This window comes from Hymenobacter monticola (assembly GCF_022811645.1).
In the GTDB taxonomy this organism is placed as follows: Bacteria; Bacteroidota; Bacteroidia; order Cytophagales; family Hymenobacteraceae; genus Hymenobacter; species Hymenobacter monticola.
Window position 1 is genome coordinate 4,194,370 of the sequence record NZ_CP094534.1, and the last position, 18,908, is coordinate 4,213,277.

The window sequence follows — 18,908 nt, forward strand, 5'->3', positions numbered from 1 at the left end:
GGAAAATGCGCAGAGAAGAAACGGTTGGTCAAAGCTAAGTAGCTTGGCCGCATGAAACGGACTTTACAGGGGCTGCTGGTGCTGGCCAGCTTGGTTTGGACGGCCCCGTCCCTGGCACAAAACCAAGGCGCCGACACCCTCCGGTTGCGCCAGCACCTGCAGATGCTGACCACCACGCCGCAGCCGCGCAACTACCAGCATCCGGCCGTGCTCGACACGGTGGCCGCTTACATTGCCCGCCAGCTGCGGGCCGCCGGAGCGCACGAAGTAGAGGCGCAGCCCTACGCGGTGCGCGGCCAAACCTACCGGAATGTCCTCGGTTCTTTTGGCCCGAACGACGGCCCGCGCCTCATCATCGGGGCGCATTACGATGTGTGCGGCGACCAGCCCGGCGCCGACGACAACGGCACCGGCGTGGCCGCGCTGCTGGAGCTGGCTCGTCTGTTGGGCCGGCAGCCAACCCTGCCGTACCGCATCGACCTGGTGGCCTACACGCTGGAAGAGCCGCCGTTTTTCCGAACCAGCAACATGGGCAGCTACGTGCACGCCGCTGCGCTGAAGGCTGCAGGGGTACCCGTGCGCGGCATGGTTGCCCTTGAAATGCTGGGTTACTACGACGACCGACGCGGCACCCAGCATTACCCCATCGCCCCGCTGAAATACATCTATGGCAGCCGCGGCAACTACGTGACGGTGGCGCAGAAATTCGGTAACGGCCGCTTCGGGCGGCAGTTTGCCCGCCGCTACCGCGCCGCCGCTACGCTGCCAGTAAAGCGCTTCAAGGCGCCGGCCTGGCTGCCGGGCATCGACTTCTCCGACCACCTCAACTACTGGAAGTTCGGCTACCCGGCCGTGCTGCTCACCGATACCGCGTTCTACCGCAACCGCAGCTACCACGAAACCACCGACACCCTGGCCCGGCTCGACATGCGCCGCTTGGGGCTGGCCGTGGATGCCTTGCTGGCCGTGGTAGCGCCTTGAGGTCGCGTTTGAGTTGAGGATAAGGCGATGCCGGGTGTTGCGAAGCTTGCCTGTATTAATTGCGCTCCACCTATCCATTCTGTTCCGCCCGCCATTGGGTTGTATGTTGCCGCTCGGATACCTCATCTAAATCCAATCACGCCGAGCAGTTCATGGAACAAGGTTTACCCAACGCAACGGACGCACCCGTGGCGCACGATAACAACACGACCACCACCCGTCAAATCTGGCAGGTGATAACGGCCTCATCGGTAGGCACGGTCATCGAGTGGTACGATTTCTACATCTTCGGCTCGCTGGCGGCCATCATCGGGCCGGTACTGTTTGGCTCGAAGGGCAAGCCGGAGGAAACGCTACTGGGGGCGCTGGCCGTGTTTGGCGTTGGCTTTGTGGTGCGGCCGTTTGGGGCCGTGGTGTTTGGCCGTATCGGCGACATGATAGGGCGCAAATACACCTTTCTGGTGACACTGCTCATGATGGGCGGCGCCACCGTGGCCACCGGCCTGGTGCCGAGCTACGACAAAATTGGCTGGGTGGCGCCGGCCATCGTGCTGGTGCTGCGTCTGTTCCAAGGACTGGCGCTGGGCGGCGAATACGGCGGGGCCGCCACCTACGTGGCCGAGTACGCCCCCGACAACCGGCGCGGCTACTTCACCAGCTACATCCAGATTACGGCTACCGCCGGCCTCATCCTGAGCATTCTCGTCATTGTGCTCACCAAAAAAGCCATGCCCGACGCCGACTTCAAGACCTGGGGTTGGCGCATCCCGTTCCTGCTCTCGGGCGTGCTTATTATTGCCTCCTACTACATCCGCAAGCAGCTGCACGAGTCGCCGCTGTTCGCCAAAGCCAAGGCCGAGGGCAAAACCAGCACCAGCCCGCTGCGCGATTCCTTCCTCAACCCGGTGAACCGCCGCCTCGTGCTCATCGCCCTCTTTGGCGCCACTATGGGCCAGGGCGTGGTGTTCTATACCAGCCAGTTCTATGCCTATTCCTTCATGCAAAACGCCCTAAAGCTGGATTTGATTGACGCCAGCATTGTGCTGGTGGTGAGCATGGTGCTGGCCACGCCGCTGTTCATCTACTTTGGGGCTCTTTCCGACCGCATCGGGCGCAAGCGCATTATCATGGCCGGCATGCTGTGCGCTGCCCTGTTCACGGTGCCGCTCTTTTATGGCCTCAAAGCCTTTGCCGGCCCCATCACCGACGTAACTCCCGCCACCGTGGACGCCGCCGGCCAGGCCGTGGCCACCGTGCAGAAAGCCCTCGCGCCCAACCTGCCCATGATGACGCTGCTCACCTTCTTCCTGGTGCTGTTCGTTACGATGGTGTACGGCCCCATCGCCGCCTACCTCGTCGAGCTCTTTCCCACCAAGGTGCGCTACACCTCGCTCTCGGTGCCCTACCACATTGGCAATGGCATCTTCGGTGGCTTCGTGCCGCTCGTGGCCACCTGGATTGCCGTTTGGGCCCAGGCCCAGCCAGCGGGCTCTTTCGCGCAGGAGCACGCCGCCCTCACGGGGCTGGTTTATCCGGTCATCATTGCGGCGGTGTGTTGGGTTATCGGCTCGGCGCTGATGAAGGACACCCGCAACGTGCGGATAATGGATTGAGCGCAGCAGCTGGGTTCTGTTGACGCTGTGGGCGAAGGCTGCAATCCTCTCATTCTTTGCTAGAATCCTCTCAAAACTTATTTAAAAGGTGGTTTTGTCTGCAAAAAGGCTTCTATTTGTTAGTCCAACTCCGTCTTTCTTCGCTTCGTCATTTATTGCTCCATGTCTCCTTTCCGCATTCGCACGCTTGAAGAATACCACGCCGCTTACCAAAAGTCCGTTGAGGACCCCGACGGCTTCTGGGCCGAAGTGGCCGAGCCCTTCACCTGGCGCAAAAAGTGGGACACGGTGCGCAGCGGCGAGTTTTCGCCGGCCGGCGAGAGCAAATGGTTCGAGGGCGCCCGCCTCAACATCACCGAGAATTGCCTCGACCGCCACTTGGCGCAGCGCGGCAACAAGCTGGCCCTCATCTTCGAGCCCAACGACCCCAAAACCCGCCACCTGCGCCTGACCTACCGCGAGCTGTACCAGCAGGTGTGTCAGTTTGCCAATGTGCTGCACGCCAATGGCGTCGAGAAAGGCGACCGGGTCATCATCTACCTGCCCATGATTCCGTCGCTGGCCATTGCCGTACTGGCCTGCGCGCGCATCGGGGCGGTGCATTCGGTGGTGTTTGCCGGCTTCTCGGCCACCGCCATTGCCGACCGCGTGAACGACGCCGATGCCCACTTCGTGCTCACGGCCGATGGCCTGAATCGCGGCCCCAAGCAGATTCCGGTCAAAAGCGTGGTCGATGAGGCCCTGCTGCATTGCCCCGGCGTGCGCCGCGTCATTGTGGTGGAGCACCTGGGCTGGCCCGTGCACATGCAGCCCGGCCGCGACGTGTGGTACCACGAAGAAGCCCAGGGCGTGCCCCTGACCTGCCCGGCCGAAGAAATGAAGGCCGAAGACCCCCTGTTCATCCTCTACACCAGCGGCAGCACCGGCAAGCCCAAGGGCGTGGTGCACACCACCGCCGGCTACATGGTGTGGGCCGACTATACCTTCCGCAACGTGTTTCAGGTGGAGGAAAATGACGTGTACTGGTGCACCGCCGACATCGGCTGGGTGACGGGCCACACGTACTTGCTCTACGGCCCGCTGCTGGCCGGCAGTACCAGCCTGCAGTTCGAGGGCGTGCCCACTTACCCCGACGCCGGCCGTTTCTGGGAGGTGATTGACAAGCACAACGTCACCATTTTCTACACCGCGCCCACGGCCATCCGCAGCCTCATGGCCACCCCGCTGGATAACGTGCTCAGCTACTCGCTCAGCAGCCTGCGCGTGCTCGGCTCGGTGGGCGAGCCCATCAACGAGGAAGCCTGGCACTGGTACCACACGCACATCGGCAAGGGCCGCTGCCCCATCGTCGACACTTGGTGGCAGACCGAAACCGGCGGCATCATGCTCTCGGCCCTGGCCGACATCACGCCCAGCGTGCCCGCCCGCGCCGGCCTGCCGCTACCCGGCGTGCAGCCCGTGCTACTCAACCAGGACGGCACCGAAATCGAGGGCAACGACCAGGAAGGGTACTTGGCCATCAAAGCCAGCTGGCCGTCTGTCATCCGCACCACTTGGGGCGACCACGCCCGCGCTCAGCAAACCTATTTTCAGCCCTACCCGGGCTACTATTTCACCGGCGACGGCGCCCGGCGCGACGAGCAAGGACTTTACCGCATCATCGGGCGCGTCGACGACGTCATCAACGTGAGCGGCCACCGCTTCGGCACCGCCGAAATCGAAAACGCCATCAACCAAAACGAACACGTGGTGGAGTCGGCCGTAGTGGGCTACCCGCACGACGTGAAGGGCCAAGGCATTTATGCCTACATCATCTGCCAGGACGGCCCGCCCAAAAACCCCGCCGAAGCCAAGCAGTGGGAGGCCAGCATTATCGAAACGGTGGTGGCCGAAATCGGCAAAATCGCCAAGCCCGATAAGATTCAGCTTGTGTCGGGCCTGCCTAAAACCCGCTCCGGCAAAATCATGCGCCGCATCTTGCGCAAAGTGGCCGAGGGCGAAACCAGCAACCTGGGCGACGTGACCACGCTGCTCGACCCGGCCGTGGTAGATGAAATTGTTGCGGGGCGGAAATAGTAGAACCCCGCACGACGCAAAAAAGCCGGCCCAAAGAGCCGGCTTTTTGTGCTAGATGCAATCGGGCTGTTTAGCGTTTGCTGCCCGATTTGTAGTTGCCGCGGGCCACGTACTTGTCCGAACGGTCGTTTTTCGGCATCAGCCAGTACACGAGGCCGGCGGTTACGGCCGCGGCCGTGGCAATTTTTACCAGCATGCCGCTACGGTCGTGTTTCCACTGGGCATTGTAGCCCTTCTCGGCCCAGATGTTGGGCACGGTGCCGTGGGCGATGTCGTCGATGATGCCTTCTACCACGTTCACCTTATCGGCCATGAGCAGGGGCAGCCAATGCAGGTACTCGTTTTCGCTGTACTTGAAGGCGAAGCGCCGAATCATGCCGCTCAGGCCGGAGGGCGGTACCGAGTTGCCGACGACGGCCGTATAGTCGGGTCGCTCGATGGAGTGCAGCACCTCCCGGTCGAGCACCTGTTGGGTGGGCCGCACCCAAGAGCGGCCTTCGTGCTCCTCGCCGGTCCGGTGCCGGTTCGGGTAGGTGGGTTCGTTTTTAGGGTCGGCGTCGATGCCCCAGCCGGGGATGTGGGCGAAGTCTTCTGCGGTCTTTTTCATGGTGGGCGGCATTAGGCGTTAGCAGTGGGGGGGATGAGGACCGGCTTGATGCAGTTGTCGAGCTTGGCCGAAAAAATGCGATAGCCGTCGGCCACGTCCTCCAGCGGGATGCGGTGCGTAATCAATTCGCTGGGCTTGAGGATGCCGTTCATGACGTGGTCAATCAGGCGGGGCAGGTGGCGCTTCACCGAGGCCTGGTTGCCGCGCATGGTGATGCCTTTGTTAATCAGGTTGCCAATGGGCACTAGGTTGTCGGTGGGGCCGTACACGCCCACGATGGACACTACGCCGCCTTTGCGCACCGAGTTGATGGCCCAGTGCAGCGCCGTGGCCGAACCGGCCTGTAGCAGCAATTTGCGCCCGGTGATGGTTTGCATGGCGTTGCCAGCGGCCTCGGCCCCTACGGCGTCGATGCAGGCGTCGGCTCCAATCCAATCGGTTTGCTTTTTGATGAACATAACCGGGTCATCCATGTCCTTCTCGAAGTTGTAGGCCTCGCACTTGGCGAAATTCTGGGCGAATTCGAGCCGGTAGTCTTCCTTGTCGATGATGATGACGCGGCCCGCGCCAAACAGCCAGCAGCAGCGCGCCGCCATAATGCCCACCGGACCCGCGCCAAACACCACCACCGTGTCGCCGGGCTGAATGCCGGCCATTTCGGCGGCCTGGTAGCCGGTCGGGGTGATGTCGGTGAGCAGTACGGCATCGTCGAGGCTCATGCCCGCCGGAATGACCGTGGGGCCGAAGTTGGCATAAGGCACCCGTGCGTACTCAGCCTGGCCGCCGTTGTGGCCGCCCCCGGTGTGCGCATAGCCCAGGAAGCCGCCCACTGCCGTAGCCTCGGAGTTAGATTCGTGGCAGTTGCCGAACATGCCCTGCTTGCAGAAAATGCAGCGCCCGCAGGCAATGTTGAAGGGCACCAGCACCCGGTCGCCCACTTTCACGTTGGTTACTTCGGAACCAACTTCGACGATTTCTCCGACGAATTCGTGCCCAAACGTCATGCCGACGCGGGTATCGGGGACGTTCCCGTTGTAGAGGTGCAGGTCGGACCCGCAGATGCACGTGCGCAGCACCTTCACAATGGCATCCTCGGGATGCAAGATGGTGGGCATGGGCTTTTGAACGGCGCGGACCCTCTTGGGGCCCCTAAAATCCATTGCTAACATAGCGAGAAGGGTTAAGTGTGGAAAGTGCGAAATGCCTCAATCCTTACCCCCCTGCTCGCGTTAAGTTGTCCTTTGTGAAGGTTTACTCATTAAATCCGTATTTCCCCAAGTATAAATTGGAAAAGTACGTAGGGTCAAACCCCAAGACCAAACCTTATTGCACCACCCATTGCCGGCTGAGCGCGGCGCCCGTGGCCAACTCGCGCAACCGCACCACATACAGGCCTGGCGTTAGGCCTTTGGGCAAAGCCAGCGCCTCGGCGCCGGCCGCGTGGCGTATGGTTTGAGCCGTCGCTACCGTGCGGCCCAATGCGTCGGTAACGGCCAGAGAAAGCAATTTGGCCGGGCCGCTCAGGTACAGGGCCGGGGCGTCGCCGCGTCCGGTGGGGTTGGGCGCCAACTCGGCAATTAAGTCAACAAGCAGCTCCGCCCGTGCCGCCAGCGGGGTGAAGCTGCCCTCGTCGGCGCCAATATCGGGGCGGGTGGCGTTGCGCGTATCGTTATCAATGTCAGTAGCTACGGGCAGGGCAGTGGCGGCAAGCGGGGTGCCGCCGCCTTCGGCGCGGGTGGGCTGGCCGGCCTGCAGGTGCGGGTCGGTAGTGGCATTCACGAAGGGCGGCAGTTCCGTGAGGGAAGCCTGTTCCACCGCGGGCACGCGGGCTTTGTACTGGGCCAGCGTCTGGTCGAGGCCAGCCGGGGTGGCGCCCACCGCCGCGCCGTAGAAAATGGGTTTTTCGTCCGACGGCGGGCCGGCGTAGTAAATGTTGTTGTTAGTGCCTGTGGCTAGGCTTGTCATCACCGTGTTATTCTTGAAAAAAGCCGCGGCAATGCCGCCGCCACCCGTGGGTAGGCCGCTCACCAGGTTTACAAAAATGTTGTTGCGCAAGTCCACCGTTTGCCCGCCCGACATAAACAGCGCCCCGCTCTTGTTGGCCGGATTAGTAGCCGTGTAACCGATAACCACTGTATTGTGGTAAGCGTAGCTGTTGCCGCCCCGGAAGCTAAAGGCCCGCACCGACGTGCCCGCGCCGCTGGCAGTAGCCCGCACGTCGTAAATCATGTTGTTGGCCAGGTAGTTATTGGTGCCGGCCGTAATGTCAAAGCCTGCCGCGAAGCCGCTGGTGCCCAGCGCCTCAATATCGTAGGCCTTGTTGCGCAGGAAACGGTGGGTGGTGCCGCTGCCCACGTAGTAGCCCATCACAATGCCCGCCGTGCCGCTGCCGCTCAAGGCGTGCACGCGGCAGTCGGTCACGTCCACGCTGTTGGTGGTGCCGGTGGAGTAGATGCCGTACACGCCGCTGGTGCCCGTCACACCATTGACTTCCGTCCGGAACACGCGGGCGTTGGTCTGCCGGCTCAGGTAGATACCGTAAGTGGAAAAGGCGATGCCGCCCGGCGTGCCCGCAGGCGGCACCCCAATGCTGAGCACGCGGCTGGGCACGGGGAAGCCAATACCCGCGCCCGGAAAGGGCCCAATCTCGGTCCCGTCGTCGGGCAGGGCCGCGGTGCCTTCCAGGTCGTAGCCGTAGGAGCAGTTCTGCACCGTGAGGGCGTAAAAGTGGTTGTTATTGTTGCCGCCGTTGAGCATGGCCACGCCGTTCGTGCGGTTGGTATTGGCCCGGTTCAACGTCACGGTGCCTTCCAGGAAGGTGTTGTTGGTGGCGCCGTTTTGCAGCAGTATGCCATTTTCGAGTTGCTGCGCAGCCGTGGTGTTGGCCGCCTTGTCTTCCACGTCGATGCGCAGAAACTGCACGTAGTCGGCCCCGTCCAGGGTTAAGGCCGCGTCGGTCGCGCCCGTGCCCGTGCCCTGGATTTTAGGATTGAGCCCGCTGCCACTTTTCTGAAAAATAAGGGGCCCGGCCGCCGTGCCGCTGGCCGTGAGGGGCGGCACCACCTCATCAAATACCACGCCCGCCGCCACGTTGAACGTGACGCCTGCGGCTGCTACGCCGCCCGTGTTTAGCGCTGTTACTGCTGCGCCAAAGGTGGCGTAGTTGTTAGCTCCGGAGCCGGCAGGATTGATGGTTTTGGTGCCGCCAAGCTGGGCATGAGCTACCGACGCAGAGGTCAGCATCAGCCCGCCAAGAAATAAGAACTGTAGCCGGTATTTCATAGGAGGAGGTGGGAAAGTAATGACATTCACTTGCGTAAATGTAGAAAATTCCCAACTCCTTATTAAAATCAACCAAACACCTTTACTTTCTCTCCCTTGCGCTTGGTGCGCAAGTGGTTACGAATAATCTGCTGAATGTCCTTGTTGTCGGTATAAGGCGTGATGACCTCGCGGAAATCAGCCAGCTTGCGCGCCGAAAAACTCTCATCCACGTAGCCAAAACCGCGGTAGCGCCCGTTCTCTATCAGCACAATGCTCTTTTCCAGCTCCGTACGGCCCGGTCCAATCACCACGAAGCTTTCGTGCTCGTAGCTGATAGAATCGATGGCCTCGTCCACGCGCAGGTTGTAGCTCTCCGGCGATTCTTCGCCCACGCAAGCGCCCTGGCAGCGGTGCACCTGGTAGTCGAAGCAGGGGCCATTGGTTTTGTACAGGCCACACAGCTTCTGACAGAGGTTGTACTTGGCCACCTTGTGATAGAGAAACCCCTGGGCCTTGTACTGGTTGCCCAGCGCAATGATGGGAATTTCGGCGTTGCGCGCGTCAGCGCGGCCGTAGGCCAGGCGCTTATAGCCCTGCTCATCGGTGCGCAAATAGATGCCCGCTGGAAACACGGAGCGCCGCTGCGCGCGGTTGTAAGCCGGCTTCATGTGCTTAATCAGGTGTGACTCGTAGAGCAGCGCCACCAGCTCCGAGCCGGTCAGCTCCCAGGTGATGTCGGCAATGGAATTCTTGAACTCCAAGCTCTTGCGCGACTTCACATCCACCGCAAAGTGCTGCTGAATGCGCTTGTAGATGTTGATGGATTTACCCACGTAAATCACCTCCCCGGCTTCGTTGTGGAAATAGTACACGCCCGTGGCCTGCGGCAGGTTGGCCACCACCGACGCCGGCAGCAGCGGCGGCATCAGCGCCTCCCGGATGGCCGTTTGCACGGCAGCCACGCGCTTAGGGGAGGGCGTTTTGGTGCCATCGGGCCGGCGGCCGGCGGGGGCCAGGGCATCAACGCGGGCCAGGGTGTGGCTGGTGTCCTGGCCGTGGGGCAGGTCCTGGCTTTCGTTGGTGATGGCCAGCAGCTTGCCAAAAAGCAAGGCCGTGGCGTGGGCATCGCCGGCGGCGCGGTGCCGGTCCTGCAGCGGAATACCGATGTTCTTGCACAGTTTGCCTAGGCTGTAGCTCGGCTGCCCAGGAATGAGGCTGCGCGAGAGGCGCACGGTGCACAGCGTTTTGCGCGAATAGTTATAGCCCAAGTCCGCAAATTCCTTTTTCAGAAACGAGTAGTCAAACCGCACGTTGTGGGCCACAAACACGCAGCCTTCGGTCATTTCCACCACTTTGCGGGCCACCTCGTGGAACTTGGGCGCGTCGCTCACCATGTCGTTGGTAATGCCCGTGAGCTGCGTGATGAAGGGCGGAATGGCCCGGCCCGGGTTTAGCAGCGTGGCGTACTCGTCCACGATTTTTTCGCCGTCGTGAATGTAGATAGCGATTTCGGTGATGCGGTCCTGAGTGGGCTGCCCGCCGGTGGTTTCAAGGTCGATAATGGCGTACAATGCGGCGCGGGAAAGTGGTCGGTAGAAAAGCTAACAAACTTAGCCCGGTAGAAGGTTGCAAGAAAAAAGGCAGCCCGTTAGGGGCTGCCTTTTTTCAGTGATTAATGGTTAACGATTAGTGATTAATGATGACGTTGATTTGCGTTTCAACAGGCCATTAATCAACCGTTAATCGTTATTTCGCTTGGCCTTTCAGCTGGGTGATTTTGTTTTTAGCGGCCAGAATCTGGCTGTGCTGCTGCTCCACCACCGAGCGCACGTCGGAGGGTAGGTCCGATTTCAACGCGGCTTCGTAGGTGAGGGCCGTGGCGTCGCCGGTTTCGCACTCGCCCAGGATGGCCGAGTCGCTTTGGCCGGTGATGGCCGATTTCAGGTTAATCCAGCCGCGGTGCACGGCGGCGGCGGCTTCGGTCACAGCGGCTTCTACGCCACCTACCGCATCGCCGGCCACGCCCAGGCGGTTGGCTTGCTGCTGCAGCTGCGACTCAAACTGCGCGCGCTGTTGCGAGAGCTGGCTGAGCTCGGCTTTGATTTGGGGATTGCTGGCGCCTTCGGCGGCTTCTTGATAGCCTTTGGCACCGGTGTGGGCGATGGCGAGCAGTTCGGAGAAGGCGGCGTTGGAATTGTTGGTCGTAGCCATTGGAAAGGAAGGAATTGGTGAATGGAAAGTTGATAGGCTATACTGGCATGCGCACCAAGGGGTTGCAACAAAATACGGCCATCCAACAATGGCTACATTCGCTTAAGCATATGCCAGAACGTGCCCCAGGCTTTGCGCACGCCGCCGGGTTTGTCGTCCGATTTGTCTTTGGGGGTTTCGTCGCCTTCGGCCACGTCGCCGAGCAAAAAACCCCAGGGCTCGGACGTTTTATTGGAGTCGAGCACCACTTTGAGCACGGCCACCAGCGGAATGCTCAGAATCATGCCCGGCGTGCCCCACAGCTCACCGCCCAGAATCAGGGCAATGATGGCGGCCATGGGGTTGATGCTCACCTTCGAGCCCGTTACCATGGGCGTAATGAAATTGCCCTCCAGAAACTGCACCACCAGAAACACGCCGACTACGGCCGCCGCTTTGGCCGGAGAGCCGGTTTCCACCAGCGTAATCAGGGCCGGAATGCTGGCCCCTATCATGATGCCGATGTAAGGAATGACGGCCAGCACCGAGGCGAAAATGGCAAAAAAGATGGCGAATTTCACCCCCAGCAGCAGCAGCCCGATGGCGTTGAGCACCGCCACAATAACGATAACCGTGAACAGCCCCTGAATATAAGCCTGCACCACGGTCTGGATGCCGTCCATGGTGTGCAGCACGGTGGTGCGCTTATCGGGGGCCACAAAGCGGAACATGAACTGCCGCATGTGGTCGCGGTAGTACAGAAAGCAGAAAATGTAGATGGGTACCAGCGTGGTCACGCTCAACACGGCCGCCGTGGTGCTGAGCGTGGAGCCCAGATAGCCGCCCGCCGATTTCTTGATGCTTTTCATGGAAGAATCAATCAGTTCTTCCTTGCTCATGGGGTGGTAGCCAAACTTGACGCTGGCCCACTGCTGCAGCTGGTCGAAGAACATAATGCCCTTTTCCTGCAGCTTGGGCCACTCGTCGCGCAGGCCCGCGAGTTGCGTACCGAATAGGTAAAAAAGCCCCGTCAAACCCCCAATCACCACCACCAGCGCGATGATGATGGCCCAGATGCGCGGCACCTTGCGAGCTTCCAGCCGCGTTACGAGCGGCAACAGCAGCACCGACAGCAGCCCGGCATAGAGGATAGGCAGCAGCACGCCGTCGAGCTTGCGCAGCACAAACACCAGCAGCGACAAGCCGATGAGCAGAAACGTGTAGTACACCACCGGCGCCTGCTTCACCTCGGCCGGCGCGTGGTGCTGCGTGGGCGAAGGGATGTTGCGGGGCAGGTTGAAATTGTTGGCGCGCGGGAGCGTAGAAGGGGGCATCATAAGTTGGGAAGAGGTTAAGGCGAGTGGCGTGAACCCGGGCCGGGGCGCCGGTGTTGGCAACTAAAGAATTTGGCGGGCTTGGCTAAGCTGCTTGGCGGGGTCGGCTTGGCTTGCCGCCGTTTTCTGCGTTATTTTACTGCCAAACTGCCCCGCTTACGTATTTTTTGGAATGAACGACGAACAATTACCGCTCGCGCCCGCCAAGGCCCCTGACCACGGCTACAACGAAGACAGCATCCGCTCGCTCGACTGGCGCGAACACATCCGCCTGCGCCCCGGCATGTACATCGGCAAGCTCGGCGACGGCTCGGCTTCCGACGACGGCATCTATGTGCTGGTGAAAGAGGTAGTCGACAACTGCATCGACGAGCACGTGATGGGCCACGGCCGCACCATCGACATCAAAATATCGGACAGCCGCGTGCAGGTGCGCGACTACGGCCGCGGCATCCCGTTGGGTAAGGTGGTGGACGTGGTAAGCAAAATCAACACCGGCGGCAAGTACGACTCGAAGGTGTTCCAGAAATCCGTGGGCCTCAACGGCGTGGGTACCAAGGCCGTGAACGCGCTGAGCAGCCACTTTCTGGTGCAGAGCGTGCGCGAAGGCGTGATGAAGGCGGCCGAGTTTTCGCAGGGCCAGCTCACCGCCGACCCCAAGCCGCAGAAAACCAGCCAGCGCAACGGCACGCTCATCACCTTCCAGCCCGACGACACGATTTTCCGCAACTACCGCTTCATCCCGGAGTATCTGGAAAGTCAGATTCGCAACTACTGCTACCTCAACGCCGGCCTCACCATTCACTTCAACGGCCAGCGCTACGAGGCCAAGAACGGCCTGCTTGACCTGCTGCTCGACAAAACCGACCCCGAGGCGCGGCGCTACGACATCATCCACCTGAAAGGGGAGGATATTGAAATGGCGATGACGCACGGCAACGACTACGGCGAGGAATACTATTCCTTCGTGAACGGGCAGTACACCACACAGGGCGGTACCCACCTGGCCGCCTTCCGCGAGGCCGTAGTGAAAACCGTGCGCGAGTTCTACAAAAAGGATTACGACGCCTCCGACATCCGCGGCAGCATTGTGGGCGCCATTTCGATTCGGGTGCAGGAGCCCGTGTTCGAAAGCCAGACCAAAACCAAGCTCGGCTCCATCAACATGGAGCCGGAGGGCACCGATGGCCCCGTGCGCCCGGTGCGCACCTTCATTGTCGACTTTGTGAAGGAGCAGCTCGACAACTACCTGCACAAGAATCCCGTTGCCGCCGAGGCCCTCAAGAAGCGCATCGAGCAGAGCGAGAGCGAACGTAAGGACATGGCCGGCGTGAAGAAGCTGGCCAACCAGCGCGCCAAAAAAGCCAACCTGCACAACCGCAAGCTACGCGACTGTCGCTTCCACCTGGGCGAAAATGCCAAGGACGGCGCCGAAAAAGAACCGCTCACCACGCTCTTCATCACCGAGGGCGACTCGGCCAGCGGCAGCATTACCAAAAGCCGCAACGTGGAGCTCGAAGCCGTGTTCAGCCTGCGCGGCAAGCCGCTGAACTGCTTCGGGCTCAAGAAGAAAATCGTGTACGAGAACGAGGAGCTGAACCTGCTGCAGCACGCCCTCAACATCGAAGAAGGCATCGAAGGCCTGCGCTACAACCGCGTGGTGGTGGCCACCGATGCCGACGTCGACGGTATGCACATTCGCCTGCTGCTGCTCACCTTTTTCCTGCAGTTCTTCCCCGACCTCGTGCGCAACGGCCATGTGTTCATCCTCGAAACGCCGCTGTTCCGGGTGCGCAACAAGAAGGAAACCATCTACTGCTACAACGAGCAGGAGAAGCAGGCCGCCATGAAGAAGCTGGGCAAAAATCCCGAAATCACCCGCTTCAAGGGCCTGGGCGAGATTTCACCTGACGAGTTCGGCAAGTTCATCGGCGAGAACATCAAGCTCGAACCCGTGATTCTGCAGTCCGACCGCAGCATTCAGCAGGTGCTGAACTACTACATGGGCAAGAACACGCCCGCCCGCCAGGAATTCATCATCGAAAACCTGCGCCTGGAAAAAGACCTGATTACCTCCGACGTGCTGCCCGCCGCCGAGGTGGTGGAAGTGGATTAATTTTTCGAATGATTATTCCCAAAAAGGCAATTTCAGCCCGCCGCCTGACGCGGGAGGTAACTTCCTAAAGCATATCTATATTCATCATTTTGCTTGCTTCCCAAATTTGGAAAAAAGGCGCAATAGAGGCTGATGAACGTTAAAAATTAATTAAATCAGCCGTAGGGATTTGGGAATACTAAGTTTTTATGCGTACGTTTGAAGCGTCGGACAGGGGTAGACTGTTCGGCAAATTCCACGGAAAAGCCCGAATCTTTGGTTCGGGCTTTTTTCGTGCGCGCTGGTTTGGTTTGGGAGTGTTCAGCTTTAAGGGTGTTAATTGTCTGAGCTTGGCTATTGTATTTAGCTTGCTTGTCAGTATAAAAATGCCTAAATTTGAAACCGTTCCCTGTTTATAATTCCTGAGCCGGCAAAATGGTAAATTGGAATCGCTAATATTTTTGGGAACTTTCCAGCGGCGGATTTAATTGTAAATTGTTGCGCTCCGCGCTGATTCCGGTATTTTTGACGGCACTTCGCCGACCTCATTCGTTTCCCTCGTGGCTACTCTCGATACTCCTGCTTCCGAAGCTCCCGACCAAGATTTTCTGCAACCTGGCGACTCGGTGGATTTTGACCTAAGCGCCTTCTCGCCCGCCGCGGCCGAAGATGCCGTTGAACCGACCGACGCGGCGGATGCCGCCGATGGCCAAGCAGGGGAGGATACCGACGAGACGGCCCCGCAGGCGGCCGTTTTGTTCGCTCAATTCATGCCGGAGGTGGAGGCGCCGCCCGTGACCGGGCCCGAAACCGAGGAGGAGCCCAAATTCGCCCCCGGCGAAACCATTCACGACGTGGCCACGGTGCGCGGCATGTACCAGAACTGGTTCCTGGATTACGCCTCCTACGTGATTCTGGAGCGCGCCGTGCCGGCCATTGAAGACGGCCTCAAGCCCGTGCAGCGGCGCATTCTGCACGCCATGAAGGAGATGGACGACGGCCGCTTCAACAAAGTGGCCAACGTCATCGGTCAAACCATGCAGTACCACCCCCACGGCGACGCCAGCATCGGCGACGCCATGGTGAACCTGGGCCAGAAAGACCTGCTCATCGAAACCCAGGGCAACTGGGGCGACGTGCGCACCGGCGACGGCGCCGCCGCGCCCCGCTACATCGAGGCCCGCCTGAGCAAGTTTGCGCTCGACGTGGTGTTCAACCCCGACACCACCGAGTGGCAGCTCAGCTACGACGGCCGCAAGCGCGAGCCCACCACGCTGCCCGTGAAGTTCCCGCTGCTGCTGGCGCAGGGCGTGGAGGGCATCGCCGTGGGCCTGAGCACCAAGATTATGCCCCACAACTTCCAAGAGTTGTGCCGGGCCAGCATCGATGTGCTGAAAGGGCGCGAGGTGCAGCTGTTCCCGGACTTTTCGACCGGCGGCCTGTGCGACGTGAGCAACTACAACTCGGGGCTGCGCGGGGCCAAAATCCGCCTGCGTGCCACCATCGAGAAGGTTGACAAGACCATGCTGGTCATCCGCGACATTCCCTACGGCACCACCACCACGGCGCTGATGGAAAGCATCGTGAAGGCCAGCGAGGCCAACAAAATCAAGATTAAAAAGGTGGTCGACAACACGGCCGCGAACGTGGAAATTCAGGTGCATTTGCCCACCGGCATCTCGCCAGATTTGACCATGGACGCGCTGTACGCCTTCACCGACTGCGAAATCAGCATCTCGCCCAACACCTGCGTCATCATCGACGAGAAGCCCCGCTTCGTGGGGGTGGAGGATGTGCTGCGCCAAAGCACCAAGGCCACGGTGCGCCTGCTGGAGCGCGAGCTGGAAATTCGCCAGGACGAGCTGTGGGAGAAGTGGCACAACGCCTCGCTGGAGAAGATTTTCATCGAAAACCGCATCTACCGCAAGATTGAGGAGTGCGAAACCTGGGAGGAAATACTCGAAACGATTGACAAGGGCCTGAAGAAGTTCGTGCGCATAGAAGGGGAGAAGGCCCGGGCCGATGACGCCCGCATTGTGCTGCGCCGCCCCATTTCGGAAGACGACCTCACCCGACTGACCGAAATCCGCATCAAGCGCATCTCGAAGTACGACGGTTTCAAGGCCGACGAGTACTTGCAGCGCCTCGAAGCCGAGCTGGCCGAGGTGGCCGACCACCTGGCCAACCTCACGCGCTACGCCATCCGCTACTTCGAAGGGCTGCTGAAAAAGTACGGCGCGGGCCGCGAGCGCAAAACCCAGCTCCGCACCTTCGATGTGGTGACGGCCCAGAAAGTGGCCGTGGCCAACCAGAAGCTCTACGTGAACTACGCCGACGGCTTCGTGGGCTACGGACTGAAAAAGGACGAGCACGCCGTGACCATCTGCGACTGCTCCGACCTGGACGACATCATCGCCATCCGGCGCGACGGCACCTTTACGGTGAGCAAAATCGCGGAGAAGACCTTCGTGGGCAAGGACATCCTGCACGTGGGCGTGTACAACAAGAACGACGACCGGCTGGTGTACAACATGGTGTACCTCGACGGTGCCTCGGGCATCTCGTTCGCCAAACGCTTCCTGGTGTCGGGTATCACGCGCGACAAGGTGTACGACCTCACCAAGGGCACCAAGGGCACCAAAACGCTCTATCTCACGGCTAACCCCAACTCGGAGTCGGAAATCGTAAGCATCCAACTCAGCGACAAGGCCCCGGCGCGGGTGAAGCAGTTTGATTTCGACTTTGCCGACCTCGCCATCAAGGGCAAGGGCTCGATGGGCAACATTGTGACCAAGCAGCCCATCAAAAAAATTACGCAGAAGTCGCTCGGCGACTCCACGCTGGGCGGGCGCGAAATGTTCTTCGACAGCGTGGTAGGCCGCCTCACCACCTCGGCGCACGGCCGCTACCTGGGCGCCTTCGATACCGACGACACCATCCTAGTGGTGTTCAAGGACGGCAGCTACGAGCTGACGCCGCCCGACCCGGCCATTCACTTCGACGTGCCCAACATTCTGCTGCTGCGCAAGTTCGAGCCCGATACTGTCCTCTCGACGGTGTACATGGACGGCGAAACCAAGCTGCACTACGTGAAGCGGTTCAAGATTGAAACCAGCACGCTGAGCAAGCGCTTCACCTTTATTTCGGAAACCAAAGGTTCCAAAATGCTGGCCGTGACGGCCCATCCCGAGCCGCTGGTGGAGCTAAAGGTGCAGAAGGACAAGAAGGCCGACAAGGAAACCGAGAAAATCGGCCTGCACGAGTTCATCGACGTGAAAGGCTGGAAGGCGATGGGCAACAAGCTCAACTACTACAAAATCCACGCCCTCACGCTGCTTACCGACGAAGGCCCCGAGCCCCAGCGCCGTGAGCAGCCCAAGAAGCGCATCGCGCCCAAAGCCACCGAAACCGCCGCTGCCCCCGAAGCGCCCCGCCCCGAGTCCACCGGCCCGGTGGACATAACGGCCGAGGAAGTAGCCCGCGCCCAGGAGCTGCTGAAGCGGCCCAAGGCGCAGCTGGGGCTGTTGTTCTAGCGGGGGCTTGTCGCTGTGAAAATTGTTTAGAAAGCAATGGAAGCGAACTTGAAGCACCATTACTGCGAAACTAAATTCAATTTGGTATCGCAGTAATGGTGCTTCAAATGCTTTGAGGGTTATATCTGCGCTCTGGTATTGCCAAGCCAGTAGCTGCAGCAAGCGAAGACGGCTAACTTTTCCGTACGATGAACATTCCCTCGGTCGTGTGCCGTTCTTTGCCCGGAATTTCACGTTTTTAGTTGTTTTGTTTGGTGAATTGGTTGGCTGTCGGTCGAAGGATACTGTGCTGGATGGCCCTGGTCGGCTGGACGGCGCCGGCTTTTGCCCAGCCGGTCAAGCCCCGGGTGCCCGCCGTGCGCGTGGCCCCGCCACCCGCTTCCGACCCTCCCGCCGTGCGGGTAAAGCTGTTCCAGGCCGCCCGGCTTACCAATCAGTTTAAGGATTCGGAAGCCCTGGCCGTGTACCAGGAAGTGCTCAGCACCGTGCCCAACCATTACATGGCCTTGTGGCAGGCGGCCGTGCTCAGCGTCCGCATCGGCGGTCGCTATTCCGACGAAACCCGCAAAGCAGCTTATTTCGATGCCGCCCGGCAGTACGCCGACCGGGCCCTGCTCCTCCGGCCGGAGGGCGGCGAAAGCAACTACGCCGTCGCCGTGGCCCTGTTCAGCCAAGCCACCCTCTACAGCGCCGGCGCCCGCCTGCAAGCCTTCCGCGACCTGCGCTCGCACGTGTACCTGGCCACCGAAAAGCGTCCGGATATGCCCGAAGCCTGGCAGCTGCTGGGCCGCTGGCAGTACCGCGTGGCGCACTACAACCTGCTCGAACGCATCTACAGCAAGCTGGTGCTGGGCGACGTGCCCGACGGTGGCGACAGCCGCGAGGCCATGGACGACCTGGAAAAAGCCCACCGCCTGGCGCCCAACAACCTGCAGTTCTGCTACGACCTGGCCCGCATGTGCCGTTACCAGGGCCGGCGGCGGCGCGCCATTGAGGTGCTACGCGAGGCCGAGAAAATCCCGCCCATTACCAGCGACGACCTGGTGCTGAGCCGCCTGTGCCGGAAGATGCTCCCGCCGCTGCTGCGCGCCGCCGAACGGCACCAGAAGCGCCAAGCCAGCCAACCGGCCCCGGCACCAGAGTCCGCAAACATTCTGCACCAGCCTACAGAAACCACGAGTGGAAAGCAGAAATGAGCTGAAATTTCAGCTGCCT

Annotated in this window: 12 protein-coding genes; 6 read left to right on the top strand and 6 right to left on the bottom strand. The window is 60.6% G+C overall.

The window, feature by feature from the left end; translation table 11 throughout:
* The first annotated feature begins 51 nt into the window (after positions 1-51).
* From MTP16_RS17405 to acs, 3 genes are all read left to right on the top strand, one after another.
* Positions 52-981: a M28 family peptidase gene (locus MTP16_RS17405; protein ID WP_243512250.1), complete on the top strand. Its 930-nt coding sequence runs from the start codon at positions 52-54 to the stop codon at positions 979-981.
* Positions 982-1,133: 152 nt separating this feature from the next.
* Positions 1,134-2,594, top strand: coding sequence for an MFS transporter (locus MTP16_RS17410; protein ID WP_243512253.1), 1,461 nt, complete (start codon positions 1,134-1,136; stop codon positions 2,592-2,594).
* Positions 2,595-2,756: 162 nt separating this feature from the next.
* The gene (acs, locus tag MTP16_RS17415; RefSeq protein WP_243512256.1) at positions 2,757-4,670 is read left to right on the top strand and encodes an acetate--CoA ligase; all 1,914 of its coding nucleotides are present in this window, start codon (positions 2,757-2,759) and stop codon (positions 4,668-4,670) included.
* Positions 4,671-4,740: 70 nt separating this feature from the next.
* On the opposite strand, the gene MTP16_RS17420 is transcribed toward acs, so the two are convergent.
* The 6 genes from MTP16_RS17420 to MTP16_RS17445 all read right to left on the bottom strand — a co-directional run bounded on the left by MTP16_RS17420 (position 4,741) and on the right by MTP16_RS17445 (position 12,068).
* Positions 4,741-5,277: a hypothetical protein gene (locus MTP16_RS17420; protein WP_243512258.1), complete on the bottom strand. Its 537-nt coding sequence runs from the start codon at positions 5,275-5,277 to the stop codon at positions 4,741-4,743.
* An 11-nt stretch (positions 5,278-5,288) separates the two neighbouring features.
* Entirely contained in the window at positions 5,289-6,446 is a 1,158-nt protein-coding gene (locus MTP16_RS17425) for a zinc-dependent alcohol dehydrogenase (RefSeq protein WP_243512260.1), read from the bottom strand.
* A 154-nt stretch (positions 6,447-6,600) separates the two neighbouring features.
* Positions 6,601-8,559, bottom strand: a complete 1,959-nt coding sequence (locus tag MTP16_RS17430) for a right-handed parallel beta-helix repeat-containing protein (protein ID WP_243512263.1) — start codon at positions 8,557-8,559, stop codon at positions 6,601-6,603.
* Positions 8,560-8,627: 68 nt separating this feature from the next.
* Positions 8,628-10,112, bottom strand: coding sequence for an exonuclease domain-containing protein (locus MTP16_RS17435; protein ID WP_243512265.1), 1,485 nt, complete (start codon positions 10,110-10,112; stop codon positions 8,628-8,630).
* Positions 10,113-10,287: 175 nt separating this feature from the next.
* Positions 10,288-10,752: a PA2169 family four-helix-bundle protein gene (locus tag MTP16_RS17440; protein ID WP_243512268.1), complete on the bottom strand. Its 465-nt coding sequence runs from the start codon at positions 10,750-10,752 to the stop codon at positions 10,288-10,290.
* 92 nt (positions 10,753-10,844) lie between these two features.
* Positions 10,845-12,068: an AI-2E family transporter gene (locus tag MTP16_RS17445; protein ID WP_243512270.1), complete on the bottom strand. Its 1,224-nt coding sequence runs from the start codon at positions 12,066-12,068 to the stop codon at positions 10,845-10,847.
* A 169-nt stretch (positions 12,069-12,237) separates the two neighbouring features.
* Here MTP16_RS17445 and MTP16_RS17450 point away from each other — a divergent pair, with 169 nt between their 5' ends.
* The 3 genes from MTP16_RS17450 (at position 12,238) to MTP16_RS17460 (ending at position 18,889) form a co-directional block, all read left to right on the top strand.
* A complete protein-coding gene (locus MTP16_RS17450) occupies positions 12,238-14,181 on the top strand; it encodes a DNA topoisomerase IV subunit B (protein WP_243512272.1) in 1,944 nt (647 codons plus the stop codon).
* A gap of 749 nt (positions 14,182-14,930) precedes the next feature.
* Positions 14,931-17,693 (top strand): DNA gyrase/topoisomerase IV subunit A, encoded by a 2,763-nt coding sequence (locus MTP16_RS17455; protein WP_243520073.1) that lies wholly within the window; start codon positions 14,931-14,933, stop codon positions 17,691-17,693.
* A 293-nt stretch (positions 17,694-17,986) separates the two neighbouring features.
* The gene (locus MTP16_RS17460; protein WP_243512274.1) at positions 17,987-18,889 is read left to right on the top strand and encodes a tetratricopeptide repeat protein; all 903 of its coding nucleotides are present in this window, start codon (positions 17,987-17,989) and stop codon (positions 18,887-18,889) included.
* Positions 18,890-18,908: the final 19 nt, after the last annotated feature.